Origin of the sequence: Burkholderia sp. SJZ089, assembly GCF_007828315.1 — a bacterium.
Lineage (GTDB): Bacteria > Pseudomonadota > Gammaproteobacteria > Burkholderiales > Burkholderiaceae > Burkholderia > Burkholderia gladioli.
The window spans coordinates 71,030-87,219 of record NZ_VIUM01000021.1 but is presented as its reverse complement, the minus strand read 5'-3'; the positions used below and the strand labels follow the sequence as shown (position 1 = coordinate 87,219).

The 16,190-nt window shown below is 67.1% G+C and carries 19 protein-coding genes; 9 read left to right on the top strand and 10 right to left on the bottom strand.

The window, feature by feature from the left end; genetic code table 11:
• Positions 1 to 26 precede the first annotated feature (26 nt).
• From FB600_RS30815 to FB600_RS30795, 5 genes are read right to left on the bottom strand one after another with little or no spacing between them, the layout of a single operon-like run.
• A complete protein-coding gene (locus tag FB600_RS30815; RefSeq protein ID WP_013697626.1) occupies positions 27 to 845 on the bottom strand; it encodes a formyltransferase family protein in 819 nt (272 codons plus the stop codon).
• Positions 846 to 900: 55 nt separating this feature from the next.
• Entirely contained in the window at positions 901 to 2,007 is a 1,107-nt protein-coding gene (locus FB600_RS30810) for a methyltransferase domain-containing protein (RefSeq protein WP_096749250.1), read from the bottom strand.
• Positions 2,000 to 3,064, bottom strand: coding sequence for a pyridoxal phosphate-dependent aminotransferase (locus FB600_RS30805; RefSeq protein ID WP_096749251.1), 1,065 nt, complete (start codon positions 3,062 to 3,064; stop codon positions 2,000 to 2,002). The genes FB600_RS30810 and FB600_RS30805 overlap by 8 nt, the downstream gene beginning before the upstream one ends.
• Before the next feature lie 58 nt (positions 3,065 to 3,122).
• Positions 3,123 to 4,007 carry a cupin-like domain-containing protein gene (locus FB600_RS30800; RefSeq protein WP_096749252.1) on the bottom strand — a complete coding sequence of 295 codons (885 nt, stop codon included), beginning with the start codon at positions 4,005 to 4,007 and terminating at the stop codon, positions 3,123 to 3,125.
• Positions 3,994 to 4,218 carry an MbtH family protein gene (locus FB600_RS30795; RefSeq protein ID WP_013697622.1) on the bottom strand — a complete coding sequence of 75 codons (225 nt, stop codon included), beginning with the start codon at positions 4,216 to 4,218 and terminating at the stop codon, positions 3,994 to 3,996. Before FB600_RS30795 ends, FB600_RS30800 begins: the two co-directional genes overlap by 14 nt.
• A gap of 889 nt (positions 4,219 to 5,107) precedes the next feature.
• Here FB600_RS30795 and FB600_RS30790 point away from each other — a divergent pair.
• The 6 genes from FB600_RS30790 (at position 5,108) to FB600_RS30765 (ending at position 10,400) form a co-directional block, all read left to right on the top strand.
• Entirely contained in the window at positions 5,108 to 6,961 is a 1,854-nt protein-coding gene (locus FB600_RS30790; RefSeq protein WP_244099358.1) for an alpha/beta fold hydrolase, read from the top strand.
• Between the two features lie 204 nt (positions 6,962 to 7,165).
• Positions 7,166 to 7,477 (top strand): DUF2282 domain-containing protein, encoded by a 312-nt coding sequence (locus FB600_RS30785; RefSeq protein ID WP_013697620.1) that lies wholly within the window; start codon positions 7,166 to 7,168, stop codon positions 7,475 to 7,477.
• Between the two features lie 27 nt (positions 7,478 to 7,504).
• Complete coding sequence (locus FB600_RS30780; RefSeq protein WP_096749254.1) at positions 7,505 to 8,443, top strand: DUF692 domain-containing protein; 939 nt, start codon at positions 7,505 to 7,507, stop codon at positions 8,441 to 8,443.
• Positions 8,433 to 9,212 carry a DNA-binding domain-containing protein gene (locus FB600_RS30775; protein WP_098154208.1) on the top strand — a complete coding sequence of 260 codons (780 nt, stop codon included), beginning with the start codon at positions 8,433 to 8,435 and terminating at the stop codon, positions 9,210 to 9,212. The genes FB600_RS30780 and FB600_RS30775 overlap by 11 nt, the downstream gene beginning before the upstream one ends.
• A gap of 5 nt (positions 9,213 to 9,217) precedes the next feature.
• Positions 9,218 to 9,721 (top strand): DoxX family protein, encoded by a 504-nt coding sequence (locus FB600_RS30770; RefSeq protein WP_096750626.1) that lies wholly within the window; start codon positions 9,218 to 9,220, stop codon positions 9,719 to 9,721.
• A gap of 37 nt (positions 9,722 to 9,758) precedes the next feature.
• Positions 9,759 to 10,400, top strand: coding sequence for a DUF1109 domain-containing protein (locus FB600_RS30765; protein ID WP_096749255.1), 642 nt, complete (start codon positions 9,759 to 9,761; stop codon positions 10,398 to 10,400).
• A gap of 70 nt (positions 10,401 to 10,470) precedes the next feature.
• On the opposite strand, the gene FB600_RS30760 is transcribed toward FB600_RS30765, so the two are convergent.
• The 5 genes from FB600_RS30760 to FB600_RS30745 form a co-directional block, all read right to left on the bottom strand.
• Positions 10,471 to 10,794, bottom strand: coding sequence for a hypothetical protein (locus tag FB600_RS30760; protein WP_127837620.1), 324 nt, complete (start codon positions 10,792 to 10,794; stop codon positions 10,471 to 10,473).
• A 123-nt stretch (positions 10,795 to 10,917) separates the two neighbouring features.
• On the bottom strand, positions 10,918 to 11,196 hold the full coding sequence (locus FB600_RS37375; protein WP_127837621.1) for a hypothetical protein: 279 nt from the start codon (positions 11,194 to 11,196) through the stop codon (positions 10,918 to 10,920).
• Positions 11,197 to 11,466: 270 nt separating this feature from the next.
• The gene (locus FB600_RS30755; RefSeq protein WP_186083387.1) at positions 11,467 to 12,348 is read right to left on the bottom strand and encodes an autoinducer binding domain-containing protein; all 882 of its coding nucleotides are present in this window, start codon (positions 12,346 to 12,348) and stop codon (positions 11,467 to 11,469) included.
• 273 nt (positions 12,349 to 12,621) lie between these two features.
• The gene (locus tag FB600_RS30750) at positions 12,622 to 13,869 is read right to left on the bottom strand and encodes a dicarboxylate/amino acid:cation symporter (RefSeq protein ID WP_096749257.1); all 1,248 of its coding nucleotides are present in this window, start codon (positions 13,867 to 13,869) and stop codon (positions 12,622 to 12,624) included.
• On the bottom strand, positions 13,853 to 14,515 hold the full coding sequence (locus FB600_RS30745) for a GntR family transcriptional regulator (RefSeq protein ID WP_013697612.1): 663 nt from the start codon (positions 14,513 to 14,515) through the stop codon (positions 13,853 to 13,855). Before FB600_RS30745 ends, FB600_RS30750 begins: the two co-directional genes overlap by 17 nt.
• Positions 14,516 to 14,654: 139 nt before the next feature.
• Between FB600_RS30745 and FB600_RS30740 the strand changes: the two genes are divergently transcribed.
• The 3 genes from FB600_RS30740 to FB600_RS30730 all read left to right on the top strand — a co-directional run bounded on the left by FB600_RS30740 (position 14,655) and on the right by FB600_RS30730 (position 16,163).
• On the top strand, positions 14,655 to 15,110 hold the full coding sequence (locus FB600_RS30740) for a GNAT family N-acetyltransferase (RefSeq protein ID WP_096749258.1): 456 nt from the start codon (positions 14,655 to 14,657) through the stop codon (positions 15,108 to 15,110).
• Positions 15,111 to 15,174: 64 nt separating this feature from the next.
• Positions 15,175 to 15,357, top strand: a complete 183-nt coding sequence (locus FB600_RS30735; RefSeq protein WP_127837622.1) for a hypothetical protein — start codon at positions 15,175 to 15,177, stop codon at positions 15,355 to 15,357.
• Positions 15,354 to 16,163 carry a TlpA family protein disulfide reductase gene (locus FB600_RS30730; RefSeq protein ID WP_145757910.1) on the top strand — a complete coding sequence of 270 codons (810 nt, stop codon included), beginning with the start codon at positions 15,354 to 15,356 and terminating at the stop codon, positions 16,161 to 16,163. Before FB600_RS30735 ends, FB600_RS30730 begins: the two co-directional genes overlap by 4 nt.
• Positions 16,164 to 16,190: the final 27 nt, after the last annotated feature.

Below are 16,190 nucleotides of genomic sequence, written 5' to 3'. Positions count from 1 at the left end.
TTCCGTGAGGGTGGATCGCCGCCGGGTCAGCCGACGAGATAGTTGTCGCGCTTGCCGCGCACCTGGTTGACGTTGTCGACGAGTTCCGAGAACTCGATGCCGATGCTGTATTTCTTGCCGTCGATCTGCATCAGGCAGCCGCCCTCGCCGCGAAAGCTGAAGGTGCGCAGCAGGTCGATCAGCTCGCGCGCCACGTAGGTCGCGTCCGGGTCGATCTCCATGGCCGCGGTGGTCTCGGTGATCTTCTTGCGCGTGCCGCCGTGGCGCTGGCGGAACAGCCGGTAGGTGCCGGTCTCGATGCTCGGCCAGGTGGTGCGGAACAGCTCGATCGAGGCGTCCATGTGCTTGTCGTAGATGATGTCGCCGGTATCGGTGCCTTCCACGCGCACGCGCATCTGGCTGATGATCGGCCCGGCATCCACGGCGGTCTCGATGCGGTGGATGCTCACCCCCGCCGGGGTGCCGTCGAGCACCGCCCAGGCGTAGTAATAGAAGCCCTTGTTGTAGGGCAGGTAGCCCGGATGCAGGTTGATCGAGTCCTTGGCGGCCAGCGCCAGGAAGCGGTCGTCGAGGATGTAGTCGAAATAGATCGAGACGATGAAGTCGGGCGCGAGCGGCACGATCAGCTCGTCGAAACGCGCGCGCGCGTCGAGCACGTTGATGGCGGGAATCGCGTGCCGCTCGCACAGCGCGAGGATCTCGTCGAGCTGCACCGCATTCGCCTCGGGATGGACGATCACGGCCACCACCTCGACGCTCGGCCGCTGCGCCAGGTAGCGCAGCGATTCGAGCCCGGCGATGTTGTCGATGCAGAGCAGCACCTTGTCGCGAATTGGGGTATTCATTCAGGAATCCTGTTCGGTCCGCGCGCGGGACGGCGCGCGGTCGTTGTCCGGTCGCTCAGTCGGCCTCGCCGCGGTGCTTGAGCACGTAGCAGATGCCGAAGCCGGTCGGATCGGCCTTGGCGCTGGTCACCTCGTCGCGCACGATGTCGTAGCCGGCCTCGTCGAAGATCTGGTCCCACTCGCGCTTGGGCAGCAGCAGCTGGTTGGTGAACGGATGCAGCAGGAAGTACGGGTTGTAGTAGCCGCGTCCCATCGGTGCCTGCATGGCGGCCGCGTTGTCGATGTCGTAGTCGACCTCCATCACCATCAGGTAGCTGCCGGCGAACTTGCGGCCGAGCTTGCGCAGGTACTCGATGAAGGCCGGGCGGCCGATCTGCGAGATGATTTCCTGCAGCACGAAGCCGAACAGGATGAAGTCGGGCGCCTCGTCGATCTCGTAGTCGAGCGCGTCGACATTGACCAGGCGGATCTGGTCCTGCATGCCCATCGACTCGACCTGGCGCAGGCCGGCCTCGTAGGCGCCGGTGTCCGGCTCGATGCCGACCGCCTTGATCGCGCCGAGCTCCTTGACCAGGGTGCAGAGGTATTGCGCGTTGCCGCAGCCGAAGTCGACGATCTGCTTCGCGTCGGGCTTGACCGACTCGATGAAGGCCTTGGTGATCGGAATCGTGTCGTACTGCGAAATCTGGCAACTGCCGACGCCAACCAGCCGGCCGTTGCGCTTGTAGCCGTCGATGCCCTCGGTCAGCATCGCGCCGACGTTCGAGAAGATGCTGTCGTAGCCGCCGATCAGGATGTTGAACCAGCCCTCGTAGTGCTTGATGCGCGAGCCGTAGTCGGACAGGCGGAAGCTCGCCTGCGGATCGCGCCCCTCGCCCTCCTTCACCAGCAGCCCCTCGACGGCGAGGTATTCGAAGACGGTGCGCAGCAGGTACGCGTCCATCTTGCGGCCCTCGGCGATCTGCGCGAGCGACTTGCCCGCCAGCAGGTCGTCGAACACGCCGAGCTGCAGCATCTGGAAGATCACCTTGGCGCCGACGAAACCCTTCACGTAGTCGAGCGTCTTGAACTGTTCCGGCTGGAACCAGGTCGAGTCGAGGATGGCCTCGACGGTCGGTTCGGCGTCGCGCACGTCGGCGCGTTCGAGCGTTGCTTCAGTCATGGAATTCACCTTGGATGGAAACGGATTCGGAAAAGCCGGCGGCTTCGGGGAAGCTGCCGAGCGCGGCCAGCAGACGATCGTTCTCGTGAGCGAGGCCGATGCTGACGCGCAGGTGGCCGGCCAGGCCGAACTGCGCGGCGTCCTTCACCTGCACGCCCTGCCCGGCCAGCCAGGCCAGCGTGCGCGCGCCGGCCGGGTTGGCGACCAGCACGAAGTTCGCCTCGGAGGGCACCACGCGGTAGCCGAGCGCGCGCAGCGCCTCGCTCACGCGAGCGCGCTCGGCCAGGATCGACGCCACGTGCGCGTCGCGGGCCTGGTCGTGGTCGAGCACGGCCGCGAGCGCGTTCAGCTCGAGCGTGCCGACATTGCTGAACCACTGGCGGCGCTTCATCGACGCGATCGCCTCGGCCGGCCCGAACAGCACGCCCAGCCGCAGCCCGGCCAGCCCGTAGGACTTCGAGAACGAGCGGAACACGTACTCGTGCTCGCCGAAGGCGGGCCGCTGGCGCCGCCGCGTCGAGTAGTCGACGTAGGTCTCGTCGATCAGCAGCTTGCCGGCGCGCGCGCGCAGCGTTGCCAGTTCGTCCTCGCCCAGCAGCAGGCTGGTCGGGTTCGAGGGGCTGGCGAGCGTGACGAAATCCTCGCGCGTGAGCCGGGCCAGGTCGGCCGGGTCCAGTTGCAGCGACTCGGTCAGCCCCAGCTCGAAGTGCGGCAGGCCATACACGCCGATCCGCCCGCGATAGCCGTCGAAACCGGGCCAGGCGCTGACCTGGCGCATGCCGGGAAACGCCTCGCAGAGCCGGTCGAAACACTCGTCGATGCCGCGCACCAGCATCAGGTTCGCTTCCGGGCAGTCGAAGTGCTCGGCGAGCCGGCGCATCACGCGCGGTTCGTCCTCGAACGGATAGCGGTTGACGCGCGAGGCGGCGGCGGTGATGGCCGCCACCACCGCCGCCTCGACCGGCGCCGGGTTCTCGTTGAACGCGAGGCAGACGGCCTCGACGGCTGTCGCCGTGCGCACGCCTGCTGCCCGCTCCTTCACTGCTCCATCGCTCACGGTGTGATCCTTGCCGGGTGGGTTGGGAATCGCTGCCTGGCTGCCTGGCACGTCGGGCTCAGCGCGGCGGCGGGTTGAGGCCGGCGCGCTCGTTGCGCATGCCCTTCCAGCGCCAGCCCTCGATCGCACGCTTGATGTACTCGCCGAAGAACTCCGGCACCAGGCTGAACAGTTGCGGATAGGTGATGAAGAACGAGCTGATCGAGATCGACACGTCCATCGAGATCACGCAGTGGCACCAGTTGCGCGGAATGTGCAGCGACTCGCCCGGCTCGATGATCACGCGATAGGGCGTGGCCTCGCGCAGCTTCGGGAAGCGCTGGAAATCGGGGTTCTCGATGTCGACCGGGCTGAAGGTCTCGCGCTCGAACTCGCCGATGTAGAGATGCGACTTGGCCTGCTCGGGCGGGAACAGCCAGACCATCTTGCGGCCGACGATCTGGGTCAGGAAGTTCGGCATCGGATCGGTGTGGGTCGGCGTGTGCGTGCCGGCCGGCCCGATCCACAGGTACGAGTCCATGTGCGCGCCGGGGATGTGCTCGATATGCCCCTTGATGTACGGGTGCTGGACCAGGTCGGCGCGCAGGTTCGGGAAGGTCTTGCGGAACGGGTGCGAGGCCATGTAGTACATGTGGTCCGGCTTCTCGCGCAGGATCGCGATCAGTTCCCTGAGCTTCATCTCCTGGAAGCGCAGGTACTTCACGTAGCCCTGCGGGCTGTTGTTGCCCGGCCCGCGCTCGTGCGGCTGGAAGCTCTCGACGCCGATCGTCTCCTCGCCGAAGTTCTTCTCGAAGTAGTCGAGCGACCACTTCTGCATGGCGGGCCAGCCGCCCAGCGCGCCCGCGATCTTCACCGGGCGGTCCTTGTTCAGGTAGTGCTTGCGGAAGTCCGAGACCTTGGGCTGGTGCAAGGTGTCGACGGACAGGATTTCATCGAACGGCATGGTCAATTTCCGATCCCGAATGTTGGTTGAGGTGTTCGCGGACGCTGGCGGGCACCATGTCCGTCCAAAGTTGCTCGATCCGCTGCAGGCAGGCCTGCTTGCTGGCGGGTTCGCCGACCGTCTCCCAGCCGGCAGGCAGGTTGCGTCCGTCGAGCCATACCGAGTACTGCCCCTCGCTGTTTCGCACTACAAAATACAAATCGTCATCCATGGCTGTTCCCCTGGAAAGGCAATGTGAAGCGCCGAACTTCGCCGCGATCGCGGCCGGGCCGCGTCGCGCGAATGCAGAAGCCGCCTGCCCCGTCAGGAGCTATCGAAATGCGCCGCCACCTGGTCAATTCGGATTGGTCAACAAAATCACCCGAAAAACATAATGTCGATTCATTCCCGGCTCCAATGAGCGCAAAGACTGAGGCATCCGCCTTACGAGTGTCAAGACTTATTCAAATAACGAGTCATTTTGAGTTAAATCAGAAAACGATCCGATATCAATTGAAAAAGTTTTGAAGCGTAAATAAATGAATCGAACCTGCCGATTCTGACGGTGGAAAAACTTACATCGCGCCGACACTGGCCGGCATACGGGAAACGTGATACCACGCGCGCGGTCGCGCCGGCGCGAAGCTTACATGCCGGGTTGCCGCCATCGCCCCACATCCCTTTGCCGGCGTGGATTCAGCCAGGTCGCTCGAGCCGGCCTTACAGGCTGGGGCATGATTTGAAAGGCATTTTTCATATTGACATTCTTTGTGTTATCGAGCCTTGACGCGATCAAGACGATCGTTTTCTTATCGCCATCGCTCATTCCGGGAAATTTCGATATCGTCACTTAATGCCGGCGGCGCGCGAAATTATTACCTGGCATTGCCGCTTCATTTATTGACCACCGTACCCGACCGCCACCCCGAATCCCAATTGATTTCTTTTTTTATTCATTCCGATTCGGATCGGCGAAGTCAAAAAGCTATGATTGAACGCGGCGATTATTCATTTTTTATTTATTGCGAAGCGGATCACGAATTAGGCGATTGATGCGGGATGTTTCGCGAATCGCCTCATGGGCACCATCCGCGTTTCCACAAACGCAACCCGGAACGACAATGTTGCACGAACAGGAACGACCGAAGGAAGCGCCGACGACGCCGTCGCCGAACCACGCCGAAAGCGCCGGCGATACGCCCGGCGCGGCTTCTCATCGGGCCGCCCGCGCGCCCGAGGCCGGGACGCGAGACGCGATCGCCGTGCTGGCCGGCGGCATCGGCGAGCTGGAAAGCACGGCACCGCTGGAAGAAATGCAACGATCGCGCCTGATGGCCAGCTTGCTGGATCCAGGCGGCGAAGGACGTCCATCGTCGCTGACGCTGGCGTTCGCCTCGCGTGCGCGGCTCGATGCCTGCCTGGCGTCGCTGCAGCGCGCGATCGACGGCAATACGGCCTTGCGCAGCGGCGTGGCCTGGGCGCTGCCTTCGCGGCCGATGCGCTTCACGCTGCGCGAGGCGACGTTGCGGGTTCATACCGCCCGGCTGGCGGCCGGCGTCGACGGCGAGGCGCAGTTAACGGCGCTGGCAGCCCTGCCCGGCATGCAGATCGATCCGCAACGGCCGCCGCTGTTGCATGCCGTGATTGCGCGCCTGCCCGGTGCGCGGCCATGGCGGTTGCAGTTGCTGGCCTCGCCGCTCGCTATCGGACTCGATGCGCTCGCAACCTTCCTGCGCGAGGCCGTCGCCGACGATCCCGGCGCCGGGCTGGCCGTGTTTCAACGGATCGAGCCCCTCCCCGCCGCGTTGCGCCCCGCCCCGTGGCATGAGATCGAGGCCTGCGCACCCGCAAGCACCGAAGCGGGCGATGCCGACGTCGACACGGATACGGCGCTGCGCGCCCAGCTCGCCGCGCTGGCCGCCGAGGCGACCGGCCTGGCCTCGAACGGCCTGCATGCCGACCTGCTCGGCAGCGAAGCGCCCGAGCAACGCGCGTTGCAGGCCCTGCGGATCGCCATGCAGGTTCGCGATCGGCTGGACGTCTCGATCCCGCTCGGCGCATTGCTCGCCGCGCCGACGCCCGCAGGCATGGCGACGTATCTCTGCGGCGTCGTGCAAGCACGGGCCCGTGTTACCGGCCAGGACGAGCCCGCGCCGATTCCGATCCAGGCGGGGCGACACGCGCAGCCGCCCGTGTTCTGCCTGCCGGGCGCCGGCGCCAGCGCGGCCAGCTTCGTGGCACTCGCCACCGCGCTCGGCCCCGGCGTGCCGATCCATGGCTTGCAGGTACGCGGCCTCGACCCACGACAGGCGCCCGAAACCAGCGTCGAGGATGCCGCGCGCCGCCATCTGCAATCGATCCTGGCGCTATGCCCGCAAGGCCCGGTGAGGATCGTCGCGCACTCGTTCGGCGGCTGGATCGCGCTCGAGACGGCGCGGCAGCTCGAACGGCTGGGGCGCCGCTGCGCGCCGCTGGTGCTGCTCGATTCGCCGCCGCCGCCGATCCTGCCGCTCGCACCCGAGCCAAGCCCTGCCGATATCCTTCGCACCCTGGTGCGCCTGCTGGAGCAATCCTCGGGGCTGTCGTTCCAGCTCGACGACGCAACGATCGAAGCCGCCGCCGCGAGCGATTTCGAGGCGCGGCTCGCCTTCGTCGGCAGCCTGATGCGCGACGCCGCCCTGTTGCCGCCCGCCGCGGGTGCCCATCGGGACGCCGCCATCGCGCCGATGCTGCGTACCTTCGAGGCGCAACTGCGCTCCTGCCATGTCGCACGCGGGCGCCTCGACGGTGAAGCCATCGTGATCGTCGCGCATGACGGCGGCGAGGGCGGCCCCATGCCGGGCGCGTTCGGCTGGAGCGCGCTGGTCGAGCACGTGGAGTTCGCCGTGATGCGCGGCAATCACATGAGCCTGCTCCAGGAGCCGGCCGTGCGCGAGATCGCGCTGACGATGCGCGAACGCTGGCGCATCGTCTGAGGCGGCCAGGCCGCCCGCTCTTCCACCTTGCTCGTTGCGCCTGCGCCGTGGTCCGCTTTCCCGGCGTATTCCCCGCCGTCTTCCCCGCCTCGACCGCGGCTCGCAAAAAAACCTTCCCCGCGCTGTAACCGCCAGCCCTCATGCGTCGAACTCACTGTCGTACCCGCTGCGGGTATCACTCACCTACCCATCAGGAGAATCACCATGTCGGCAAAGCAATCGATCCATTCCGCCCTCGTCCTCGGTGCCGTCGCGAGCCTGCTCGCCTCGGTCGCCCATGCCGCCCCGCTCACCAAGGCCGAGGAAGGCGCGGCCATCGCGGCCCACAAGGAGAAGTGCTACGGCGTGGCGCTCAAAGGCCAGAACGATTGCGCGGCAGGTCCCGGCACGACGTGCCAGGGCACCTCGACGGTCGACTTCCAGGGCAACTCGTGGAAGTTCGTGCAGGGCGGCACCTGCACCAGCATCGTGACGCCGGGCGGCGGCCACGGCTCGACCACGCCGATCAAGTCCTGATCGCCGCCGGCGGCCCAGGAGACGAGCATGATGGAGTTCCTCAGCCCGGCAGGCCACGAGCCCAGCCGTCTCCAGCCGGCCGCCGCGCAGGCGGGCCTGCTGGCCGGCACCAGCCTCAAGAGCCAGCACATCGCCGAGATCCTCGACGAAACCCTGCACGACGCATTCTTCGAAGTCCACGCCGAGAACTACATGGGCGCGGGCGGCCCGCCCCATCGCTGGCTGACCGCCGTGCGCGAGCGCCATGCGCTGTCGGTGCATGGCGTGTGCATGTCGATCGGCGGCCCGGCCCCGCTCGACGCCACGCATCTCGCGCGCTTCGGCGAGGTGCTGCGGCGCTACCAGCCCGCGCTGGTTTCCGAGCACCTGGCCTGGTCCTCGCATGGCGGCGCGTTCTTCAACGACCTGCTGCCGCTGCCCTACACGAAGGCCACGCTCGAGCGCGTCTGCGATCACCTCGACCAGGTGCAGAACGCGATCGGCCGCGCCATCCTGCTCGAGAATCCCTCGACCTACGTGGCCTTCGCGCAATCGAGCTTCAGCGAGACCGAATTCATCCGCGAAGTGGCGCGACGCAGCGGCTGCGGCCTGCTGCTCGACCTCAACAACGTGTTCGTGTCCGCGACCAATCACGGCGGCTCGGCCGAGGCCTATCTCGCCGAGTTCCCGATCGAGCGGGTCGGCGAGATCCACCTGGCCGGCCATACCGAGCAGCGCGACGACGAAGGCGAGGCGCTGCTGATCGACAGCCACGATCGCCCGATCGCCGATGCGCTCTGGCAGCTCTATGCCGACCTGATCGCGCGCACCGGCCCGATCCCGACGCTGATCGAATGGGACAGCGCGCTGCCCGACTGGCCGACGCTGCACGCGCAGGCGCTCGAGGCACGGCGCATCCAGCTCGCGCTCGCGCCGCGTTCCGAACCGGCCCGTGCCCACCACGAGGCAGCCGATCATGCGTACTGAGATCGATATGGATAACTATGCTTCGGCATTCGCACCGGGCCTGATCGACCCTCGCGTCGACGCGCCGGCCGAGGTGGTCGCGCATCGAGGCAAGCGGGTCGCGAAACGCTACGACGTCTATCGCAACAACGTCACGGTCAGCCTGATCGATGCGCTCGCCGCGATCTACCCGGCCGTGCAACGCATCACCGGCACCGAATTCTTCCGCGCCATGGCGCGCTTCCATCTGCGCGAGACGCCGCCCGTCTCGCCCCTGTTGTTCGAATACGGCCGCGACTTCCCGGCCTTCATTGAGCGCTACGAGCATGCGCGCGCGATGCCCTGGCTCGCCGACACGGCACGCATCGAGCGCGCCTGGCTCGACGCCTATCACGCGGCCGATGCCGAACCGCTGTCGGCGCAGGACTTCGCCGCCTTCGCACCGGAGCGGCTGGCCGAGCTGCGCTTCACGCCGCATCCGGCCACGCGCATGGTGCGCTCGCCCTATTCGGCGCTGGCGATCTTCGCGATGAACCGGGGCGACGCACCGCTGCGCACGCTCGATGCCAGCGAGGCGGAAGACGCGCTCGTCACGCGTCCCGGCCTAAAGGTGATCGTCACGCGCCTGCCGGCCGGCGGCGCCGAATTCCTCGGCAGCCTGATCGACGGCGCCACGCTCGGCGAGGCGCTCGCGCTCGCCATGCAAACCCAACCCGCGTTCGAGCTGTCCGCCCATCTCGGCGGCATGCTCGACGCCGGCGTGTTCAGCGCCGCCCACCTCGGAGACTGATCATGATGTCCGACGCCCGAACCCTGAAGCGCTCGCCGCTGGCCTGCGCCGCCGTGCTGGTCGGCCGCGCGCGCCGCGCGGTGCAATGGCTGGCCCGCCCCTGGCTGGTCCAGCTGGTGCTGCGCCTGGCCCTGGCGGTGCCGTTCTGGAAATCGGGGATCCTGAAATGGAACGGTTTCCTGCAGCTCAACGACACGGCGATCGAGCTGTTCACCAGCGAATTCCAATTGCACCTGCCCGGCGGCCCCTATCCGTTCCCGGCGCCGGCCCTGTTCGCCTTCCTGTCCGGATGCGGCGAGGTGCTGTTGCCGGTGCTGCTGGTGCTCGGCCTCGGCACGCGCTTCGCGGCGATCGGCCTGCTGCTGATGACCTGCATCGTCGAGCTGACCGTGCCCGACGGCTGGCCGGTGCACCTGACCTGGGCCGCGATGGCGCTCGGCATCGCAGCCTGGGGGCCGGGCCGGATCTCGATCGACCATCTGCTCGGCGATCGTTCGCCGCGCGACTGATACGGCGTGACGGCCGGCCGCCCGACGAGATGCTCCGATGAAAACCCGCCAACTGGTCGCGCGGCTCGCCGCCGATGCCGGACCGGTCGAGCCCGACCGCGTGACGCGCCGGATCGGGCGCGCCCTGCTGGGCGGCCTGGCCGGCAGCATCGCGCTGCTGGTCGCGCTCTACGGCATCCGCAGCGACATGCCGCAAGTGCTGCTGAGCGCGGCCTTCTGGATCCGGCTGGCGTTCCCGCTGGCGATCATGGTGGCGGCGGTGCAGTTGACCGAGCGCCTCGGCCGGCCCGGCGCGCCCACGCGCCTGGCCTGGTTCGCCGCGGCGCTGCCGCTGGCGGTGATGGCGCTGGCCGGCATCGGCCTGCTGCTGGCGACGCCGCCCGGCTACCGGCTGCAATTGATGCTGGCCGACTGCTGGCCGCTCGCGGTCGGGAACCTGGTGCTGCTGTCGCTGCCGCCGCTGGCCGCCGCGATGCATGCCTTGAAGGGGCTGGCGCCCACGCGCCTGGCGCTGGCCGGCGCGGGCGCCGGGCTGCTGGCCGGTGCGCAGGGCCTGCTGGTGGATTCGCTGTATGGGGCCGACGGCGCGCTGTCGCTCTGGGGGCTGGCCTATGCGCTGGCGATCGGCCTGACCAGCGCGCTCGGTGCCGCGCTGGCGCCCAGGTACCTGCGCTGGTGAGGCGGATCGATGATGCCGCGTCGCGCAGGAGCGCGACGGGAATGGGAACGGGACAACGTGGAAATCGGGATCAGCCGCCGCCGACGCAGGCTTGCTCGGCCGAGATCGTCTCGCGCAGCGCGGCGGTGTGCTCGATGAAGGCCGCGTACATCAGCAGCGAGCAATCGCTGTCGCGCAGCGCGACGCTCCGCTGCTCGGCCTCGCTGTCGAGCTGGCGCAGCAGGCCCTCGCGATCGCTGCACTGGTCCAGCATCGCCTTGAGCAGGATCTCCTGGGCATGGACCCGGCCGGACAGCACGTCGATCCGCATCTCGTCCCTGCTCATCCTGCCCGCGCCCGCCGCGGCTGCGGTTCGCTCGCGCCGCTGCGTGCCGTCTCGATACTGCCCGTTCATCTGGTCTTGCTCCCGTGATGCATGCCGCGCGCCCGGCGCGATGCCGCGGCCGCGCTAACCGGCCCCGCGCGCGGAGCCGTCCTGTCTGCCCTGTCCTGCCCGATGTGCCGCTCGCGCCGTGGTTCAGCTGACGAAGATGGCCAGCGCCACCGCGCAGGCCACCAGCAGGGCACTCGCCCCGAGCAGGTATTTCTCGAACGTCACGGCCCGGCTGCGGCGCGGTTCGCCCAATGGAGTTTCCATCGCCCTCCCGATATCGAAACGACGCCGCGAATCGAAACGCGCGGCGGCCGAGCCAGATCGCGGCATCTGCCGCGAGTTGAAGGAATTCCGGTTTTTCAACATCGCGGAATGAATGCGGGGATTATGCAATCCGCGCCTTTCATTCGCGATAGACGGCATTTTGTTATCGACGACAGTTCGATTTATCATTGTCCGATCACCGCATGAAAGATGAACCGGCAGTGCAACAATTGCAGCATCGAGTCCAGGCCGGCACGCGCCAGGACTGGCGCCGCGGTGCGGCCCATGCGCCGTTTCCGGCCCTGTAGCGGGAATGCGGACATATCCTAGCATCCGCCATTTCCCGGCACTAGATTAATCGTGCGGCCCGAGTGATATCGGGGCATTTCGTTCTCGACGATGATCGCCATCGAGCCGCATTCAATCCAATTACATATCCAATAAGCCGAGTGTTGCGGCGCGTTTTACTGTCAGCGAAATGTGATTAACGGAAAATTTTTCGTTAAGCCGCTTGTAATAGCCATATACGGTGGGCACCGCCACGCACAATTGCCCGGCGATATCGTGGGCGGTGCAGCCGCTGCGCAGCAGCCTGAGGATGCCGGTCTCGCGTTCGGTCAGCGCGAGCGAGCGGGCCGCGTCGGAACGCTGTTGCCGTGCATGCCAGTCGAGCAGTTCGCTGGCGATCAACCGATAGAGGATGCGCTTGCCGTGCAAGGCGGCCTCGCCCTCGCCCGCTCTCGCGTCGAGGCCGACGTAGAGTACCCCGCCCAAGCCCGGCGTCGGCAGGTGGGCCGGCGCGATCAGCTTGGCGCGAAAGCCATGCGCCGCGTCGTGCTCGCCCAGCGCGCAGGGGCCGTCCGCGCGCGGCGCGATGGCGGCCGCGCCGGTGGGCGCCGAGTTGCGCCGCGCATAGGCGATGCCGGGATCCGTCTCGAACCAGCCGCGCGCGCGATAGCTGTCCAGCCAGGCCGGAGCGGCATCGGTCAGCACCTCCTCGTCGCCCAGCCGCGGCGGCTCGCCTTCCGCCGGAACCAGCAGGAAGGCGAAACGTTCGGCGCCGAGCAGCCGGACCAGGCGCGAGACGATCTCGCGCAGGGCCTCGCGATGCGGCGCGCATTCGAGCTCGTCGAACAACGCGAAGCAGTCGTATTCGGATGCTTCATGCGACAGGGCTGGCGCCGCGATCGACAGCACGCCGGCACGCAAGCCGAATGCGCCGGCATGCGTCTGCGCGCACAGCACGCCATCGGAGGGAGTCGGCAGGCCGGGCCTGCCGTCGGTCTTGCCGGGTCTTGAGAAAACACTCATACGAAGGCTCTCTAGGTGTGTGCCGGGGTTCGTGCGCCGATGGCGCCCTCGATCGAACCCGCCACGTCATGGATAGACGGTTTTCCGCTCCAGCCTGCCCTTGTCGCTTGCAAAATCTGTGATCGCAGCTTGCGCGATCGCTTCAATGGACCAGGGGCATCCTCTCCGATCGGAAAGGACGCCGTGCCGCAACTTCGACTGCCTGATGCTGCCCTGCTCGCGCCGCCGGGCTGGTGGCCCGCGGCGCCTCTCGTGTCATGGCATCGTGCCGGCTCAGGTACGCAGGCTCGCCCCGCCGTCCAGCTCGTCGGCGGCGGCCCGGTCCTCGCTGCGGGTCAGGCGCAGCGACACCGTCATCGCCACCGTGCTGGCATAGACGTTCAGCGCGGTGCGGCCCATGTCGAAGAAGGCGTCGACGCCGAGGATCAGCAGCACCGCCTCGGCCGGCAGGCCGATCGCGGCCAGCACGATGGTGATCGCCACGATCGCCCCCGAGGGCACGTTCGCCGCGCCGTCGATGGTGATGATGGTCAGCACCAGGATGGTCAGCGCGAGCGGCCAGCTCCAGGCCACGTGATAGGCATCGGCCAGGTAGCCGACCGCGAGCGCCGTATAGAGCACGGCGCCGTCGCGGTTGAAGATGTAGGACAGCGGCAGGATGGTGGAGGCCACCGACTGCGGCACGCCCATCTCGGTCAGCTTCTTCAGGTGCACCGGGTAGGTGATTTCCGAGGAGCGCGTGGTGAAGGCGAGGATCAGCGGCTCGCTGACCTTGCGGATCACGGCCAGCGGCCGCTGGCCGGCGGCGACCACGATCGCGCTGAGCAGCAGGCCGAGGATCAGCATGCCGAGGTAGGAGATGCCGAGCAGCTTGACCAGCGGCATCAGGCCCGACACGCCGCGGCTGCTCATCAGGCCCGCGACGGCCGCGAAGATCGCCAGCGGCGAGAGCGCGACGATCCACTCGACCATCTTGAACAGGCCGGCGAGCAGCGAGGCGAACAGGTTGATGGCGGGACGCCCGGCCTCGCCGGTGGCGCCCAGCGCGGTGCCCAGCAGCACGCCGAACACCAGCACCGGAATCGCGTTGCCCGAGGACAGCGCGGCCACCAGGTTCTGCGGGATCAGGTCGGTGATGAACTTGACCCAGTCGATGCTCGAGGCGAGGTGCTCGGGCAGCGCGCCCGATTCGGTCAGCGGCGCGCCCAGGCCCGGGCGGAAGATCCAGTTGAGGCCGAGCCCGAGCGAGCTCGACACCAGGGTCATGACGATGAAGAACAGGATGGTGATGAGCGCGGTGCGCCCGAGATTGCGTCGCTGCTCGACCGCGCGGTAGCTCCCGACCGTCACGGACAACAGGATCAGCGGCATCACCACCATCTTGATGGCGTGGCCGAACATGGTCGACAGGAAGCCGACGTCGGCCGCGAAACGCGGCGCCGCCACGCCCGCGATCGCGCCGAGGATCAGCGCCACGATCATCAACAGGGGAAGCGAGGTCCTGCTATTCTTTTGACTCATTTTTGGCCCGGATTAATTTGATTCTTGCAGGGGTACCGTCGACGATGTGATGCCACATATGCGTGCGGGCCGCCTCGGGCTGCCCGTCGCGGATCGCGGCATAGATCGCCAGGTGCTCCACGGTGCCGCGCCGGACGGTCTCGATGTCCTGGCGTGGCAACTCGTTCAATGCAAGCGTCTGTGCTCTCAGCAATTTATAGAAGTTATGCAACCGCTCGTTGCGCGCGGCCAGGAACAGCTCCTGGTGAAACACCCAGCCGATGCGCTGCTCGGCCATGATGTCGGTGTCACCGCTCTCGATCAGCCGCTCCATGCGCTCCACCGATGCCGACATCGCCAGCGTCGGCCCGCGGGCTGCCGCCAGGTAGGCCGCCGTGCTCTCCAGCGCGAGGCGAACCTCGTAGATCTGCTGGAGATCGTCGCGCGTCGGATCGTTGACGAAGGTCCCCCGCTTGTCGAACACGGTGACGAGGTTCTCCGCGGCAAGCCGCTGCAACGCGCTCCTGACCGGCATCTGCCCGATTCCGAGCTTGCTTGCCAACCCGCGATGTGAAATTTTTTGCCCTGGTTCCAGCCTGCCGTCGAGAATTCGTGTTCGAATTTCGTCGTAGGCGTGGTCAGCATCGGAATTTGTTTTTTCTTCCATTCTGTGATCGCAGTGTTGTCATTGCTAAACTCGCAATCGGCCCGCGCTGAGGATACCTCTACCGCCAGCGCCGATCAACCGTCAGATGTGACGAATCGAATAACGACTACGAAGGCATCTTTTTGCTCCCCGATTCTCAATGAATACTCACGCTCCGATATTTGAAATTCTTACGGTTAGCGCGGATCAGGTGTATCCGCTGCGCGCGCGACTGCTGCTCGACGGCGATGAGATCGCCTCCCGGCTGTCCGGCGATCTCGGAGCGGATACGCTGCATTTAGGAATCCGGCGCGGCGAGCAGTTGGTGGGCGTGGCCTCGGTATGTCGCGAGGATTGCCCCGACCTGCCGCGCGACGGCTGGCGCCTGAGGGGCATGGCGATCGACGAGGCGCTGCGCGGTTTCGGCTTCGGCCGCGTGCTGGTGCGGCTGTGCGCCGAGCATGCGCGCGGGCGCGGCGGCCGGACCCTGTGGTGCACCGCGCGAGAAACGGCGAAGGGGTTTTATGAAGGATTGGGGTTTACCAGCGATCCCCAGGTGCTGTCATTACCGACCAAGCCCGATGTGCAGTTTTATCGGATGTGGATGGATATTTGAAAATCGCAGCTCAATCGGCGCGATTATCTAGAGTTGAAACTCCAGGGCGCGGCGTCTCGATGTCGTGAAAATACGTCGCGCCGAAAGCGTGCGCGCGGCACGGCCGCCGGTTAATCGCGCCGACGATGCGATGCGCGATTATGCGGGCCGCATCGTCGGCCGCATCACGCACCGGATCATTCACCTGTTTATTTATCCCGTCGCGCCGACCTTGCCTCGACAACCCGACGGCAACTTGATTCGATGACGAGTATTGGTCCCTTCTCGGTACAGGTGGCGGCGCTGGCCGCGGCAGCGCTGCTGGCATGGCTGATCGCCCTGGGCCTGGCACGTGTCCTGCCGGGCGAGGCCGACCGGCGCGCGCCGAGCCTGCTGGTCGACGCCCTGCTGGTCGGCCTGCTGGCCGCGCGCCTGGCCTATGTGCTGCGCTGGTGGCCGCAATACGCGGCGGCACCGGCCTCGATCGTCGCGATCGGCGACGGCGGATTCTCGGCCTGGGCCGGGCTGGCCGCGGCGCTGGCCCTGCTTGCCTGGCGCCTGCGGCGCCGGCCGGCGGCGCGCCGCCCGGTGCTGGGCGGCCTGCTGGTCGGCCTGGCCGCGTGGGGCATCGCGCAGGGGGGGCTGGGCAGCATCCGGGACAATGCGCCGCCGCTGGACACGCTGGCGATCAGCACGCTCGACGCCAAGCCGGTGGCGCCGAGCCGTTTTGCCGGCAAGCCGGTGATCCTGAATCTGTGGGCGAGCTGGTGCCCGCCCTGCCGCCGCGAAATGCCGGTGCTCGCGCAGGCGCAGGCGGCCCATCCCGAGCTCACGGTGCTGATGCTCAACCAGGGCGAGGACGCCTCGACGGTGCGCGGCTTTCTCTCGCGGATGGGCCTGCGCTTCAACGAGGTGATGCTCGATCCGCGACGCGACGCGATGCGCGTCTACGGCTCGCGCGGCCTGCCCACCACGCTGTTCTTCGACGCCCGCGGGCGCCTGGTCGAATCGCATGTGGGCGAGATCACCGCGGCCCGGCTCGAGGACATCCTGCAGCGGCAGTTCGGCCGCTGAGCGCTCGCGCGAAAACGGATCGCGCCG

Coding starts and splice junctions, on each gene's coding strand:
- FB600_RS30815 (WP_013697626.1), bottom strand. CDS start 845: ATGAATACCCCAATTCGCGACAAGGTGCTGCTCTGCATCGACAACATC.
- FB600_RS30810 (WP_096749250.1), bottom strand. CDS start 2,007: ATGACTGAAGCAACGCTCGAACGCGCCGACGTGCGCGACGCCGAACCG.
- FB600_RS30800 (WP_096749252.1), bottom strand. CDS start 4,007: ATGCCGTTCGATGAAATCCTGTCCGTCGACACCTTGCACCAGCCCAAG.
- FB600_RS30795 (WP_013697622.1), bottom strand. CDS start 4,218: ATGGATGACGATTTGTATTTTGTAGTGCGAAACAGCGAGGGGCAGTAC.
- FB600_RS30790 (WP_244099358.1), top strand. CDS start 5,108: ATGTTGCACGAACAGGAACGACCGAAGGAAGCGCCGACGACGCCGTCG.
- FB600_RS30785 (WP_013697620.1), top strand. CDS start 7,166: ATGTCGGCAAAGCAATCGATCCATTCCGCCCTCGTCCTCGGTGCCGTC.
- FB600_RS30780 (WP_096749254.1), top strand. CDS start 7,505: ATGATGGAGTTCCTCAGCCCGGCAGGCCACGAGCCCAGCCGTCTCCAG.
- FB600_RS30775 (WP_098154208.1), top strand. CDS start 8,433: ATGCGTACTGAGATCGATATGGATAACTATGCTTCGGCATTCGCACCG.
- FB600_RS30770 (WP_096750626.1), top strand. CDS start 9,218: ATGTCCGACGCCCGAACCCTGAAGCGCTCGCCGCTGGCCTGCGCCGCC.
- FB600_RS30765 (WP_096749255.1), top strand. CDS start 9,759: ATGAAAACCCGCCAACTGGTCGCGCGGCTCGCCGCCGATGCCGGACCG.
- FB600_RS30760 (WP_127837620.1), bottom strand. CDS start 10,794: ATGAACGGGCAGTATCGAGACGGCACGCAGCGGCGCGAGCGAACCGCA.
- FB600_RS37375 (WP_127837621.1), bottom strand. CDS start 11,196: ATGCCGTCTATCGCGAATGAAAGGCGCGGATTGCATAATCCCCGCATT.
- FB600_RS30755 (WP_186083387.1), bottom strand. CDS start 12,348: ATGAGTGTTTTCTCAAGACCCGGCAAGACCGACGGCAGGCCCGGCCTG.
- FB600_RS30750 (WP_096749257.1), bottom strand. CDS start 13,869: ATGAGTCAAAAGAATAGCAGGACCTCGCTTCCCCTGTTGATGATCGTG.
- FB600_RS30745 (WP_013697612.1), bottom strand. CDS start 14,515: ATGGAAGAAAAAACAAATTCCGATGCTGACCACGCCTACGACGAAATT.
- FB600_RS30740 (WP_096749258.1), top strand. CDS start 14,655: ATGAATACTCACGCTCCGATATTTGAAATTCTTACGGTTAGCGCGGAT.
- FB600_RS30730 (WP_145757910.1), top strand. CDS start 15,354: ATGACGAGTATTGGTCCCTTCTCGGTACAGGTGGCGGCGCTGGCCGCG.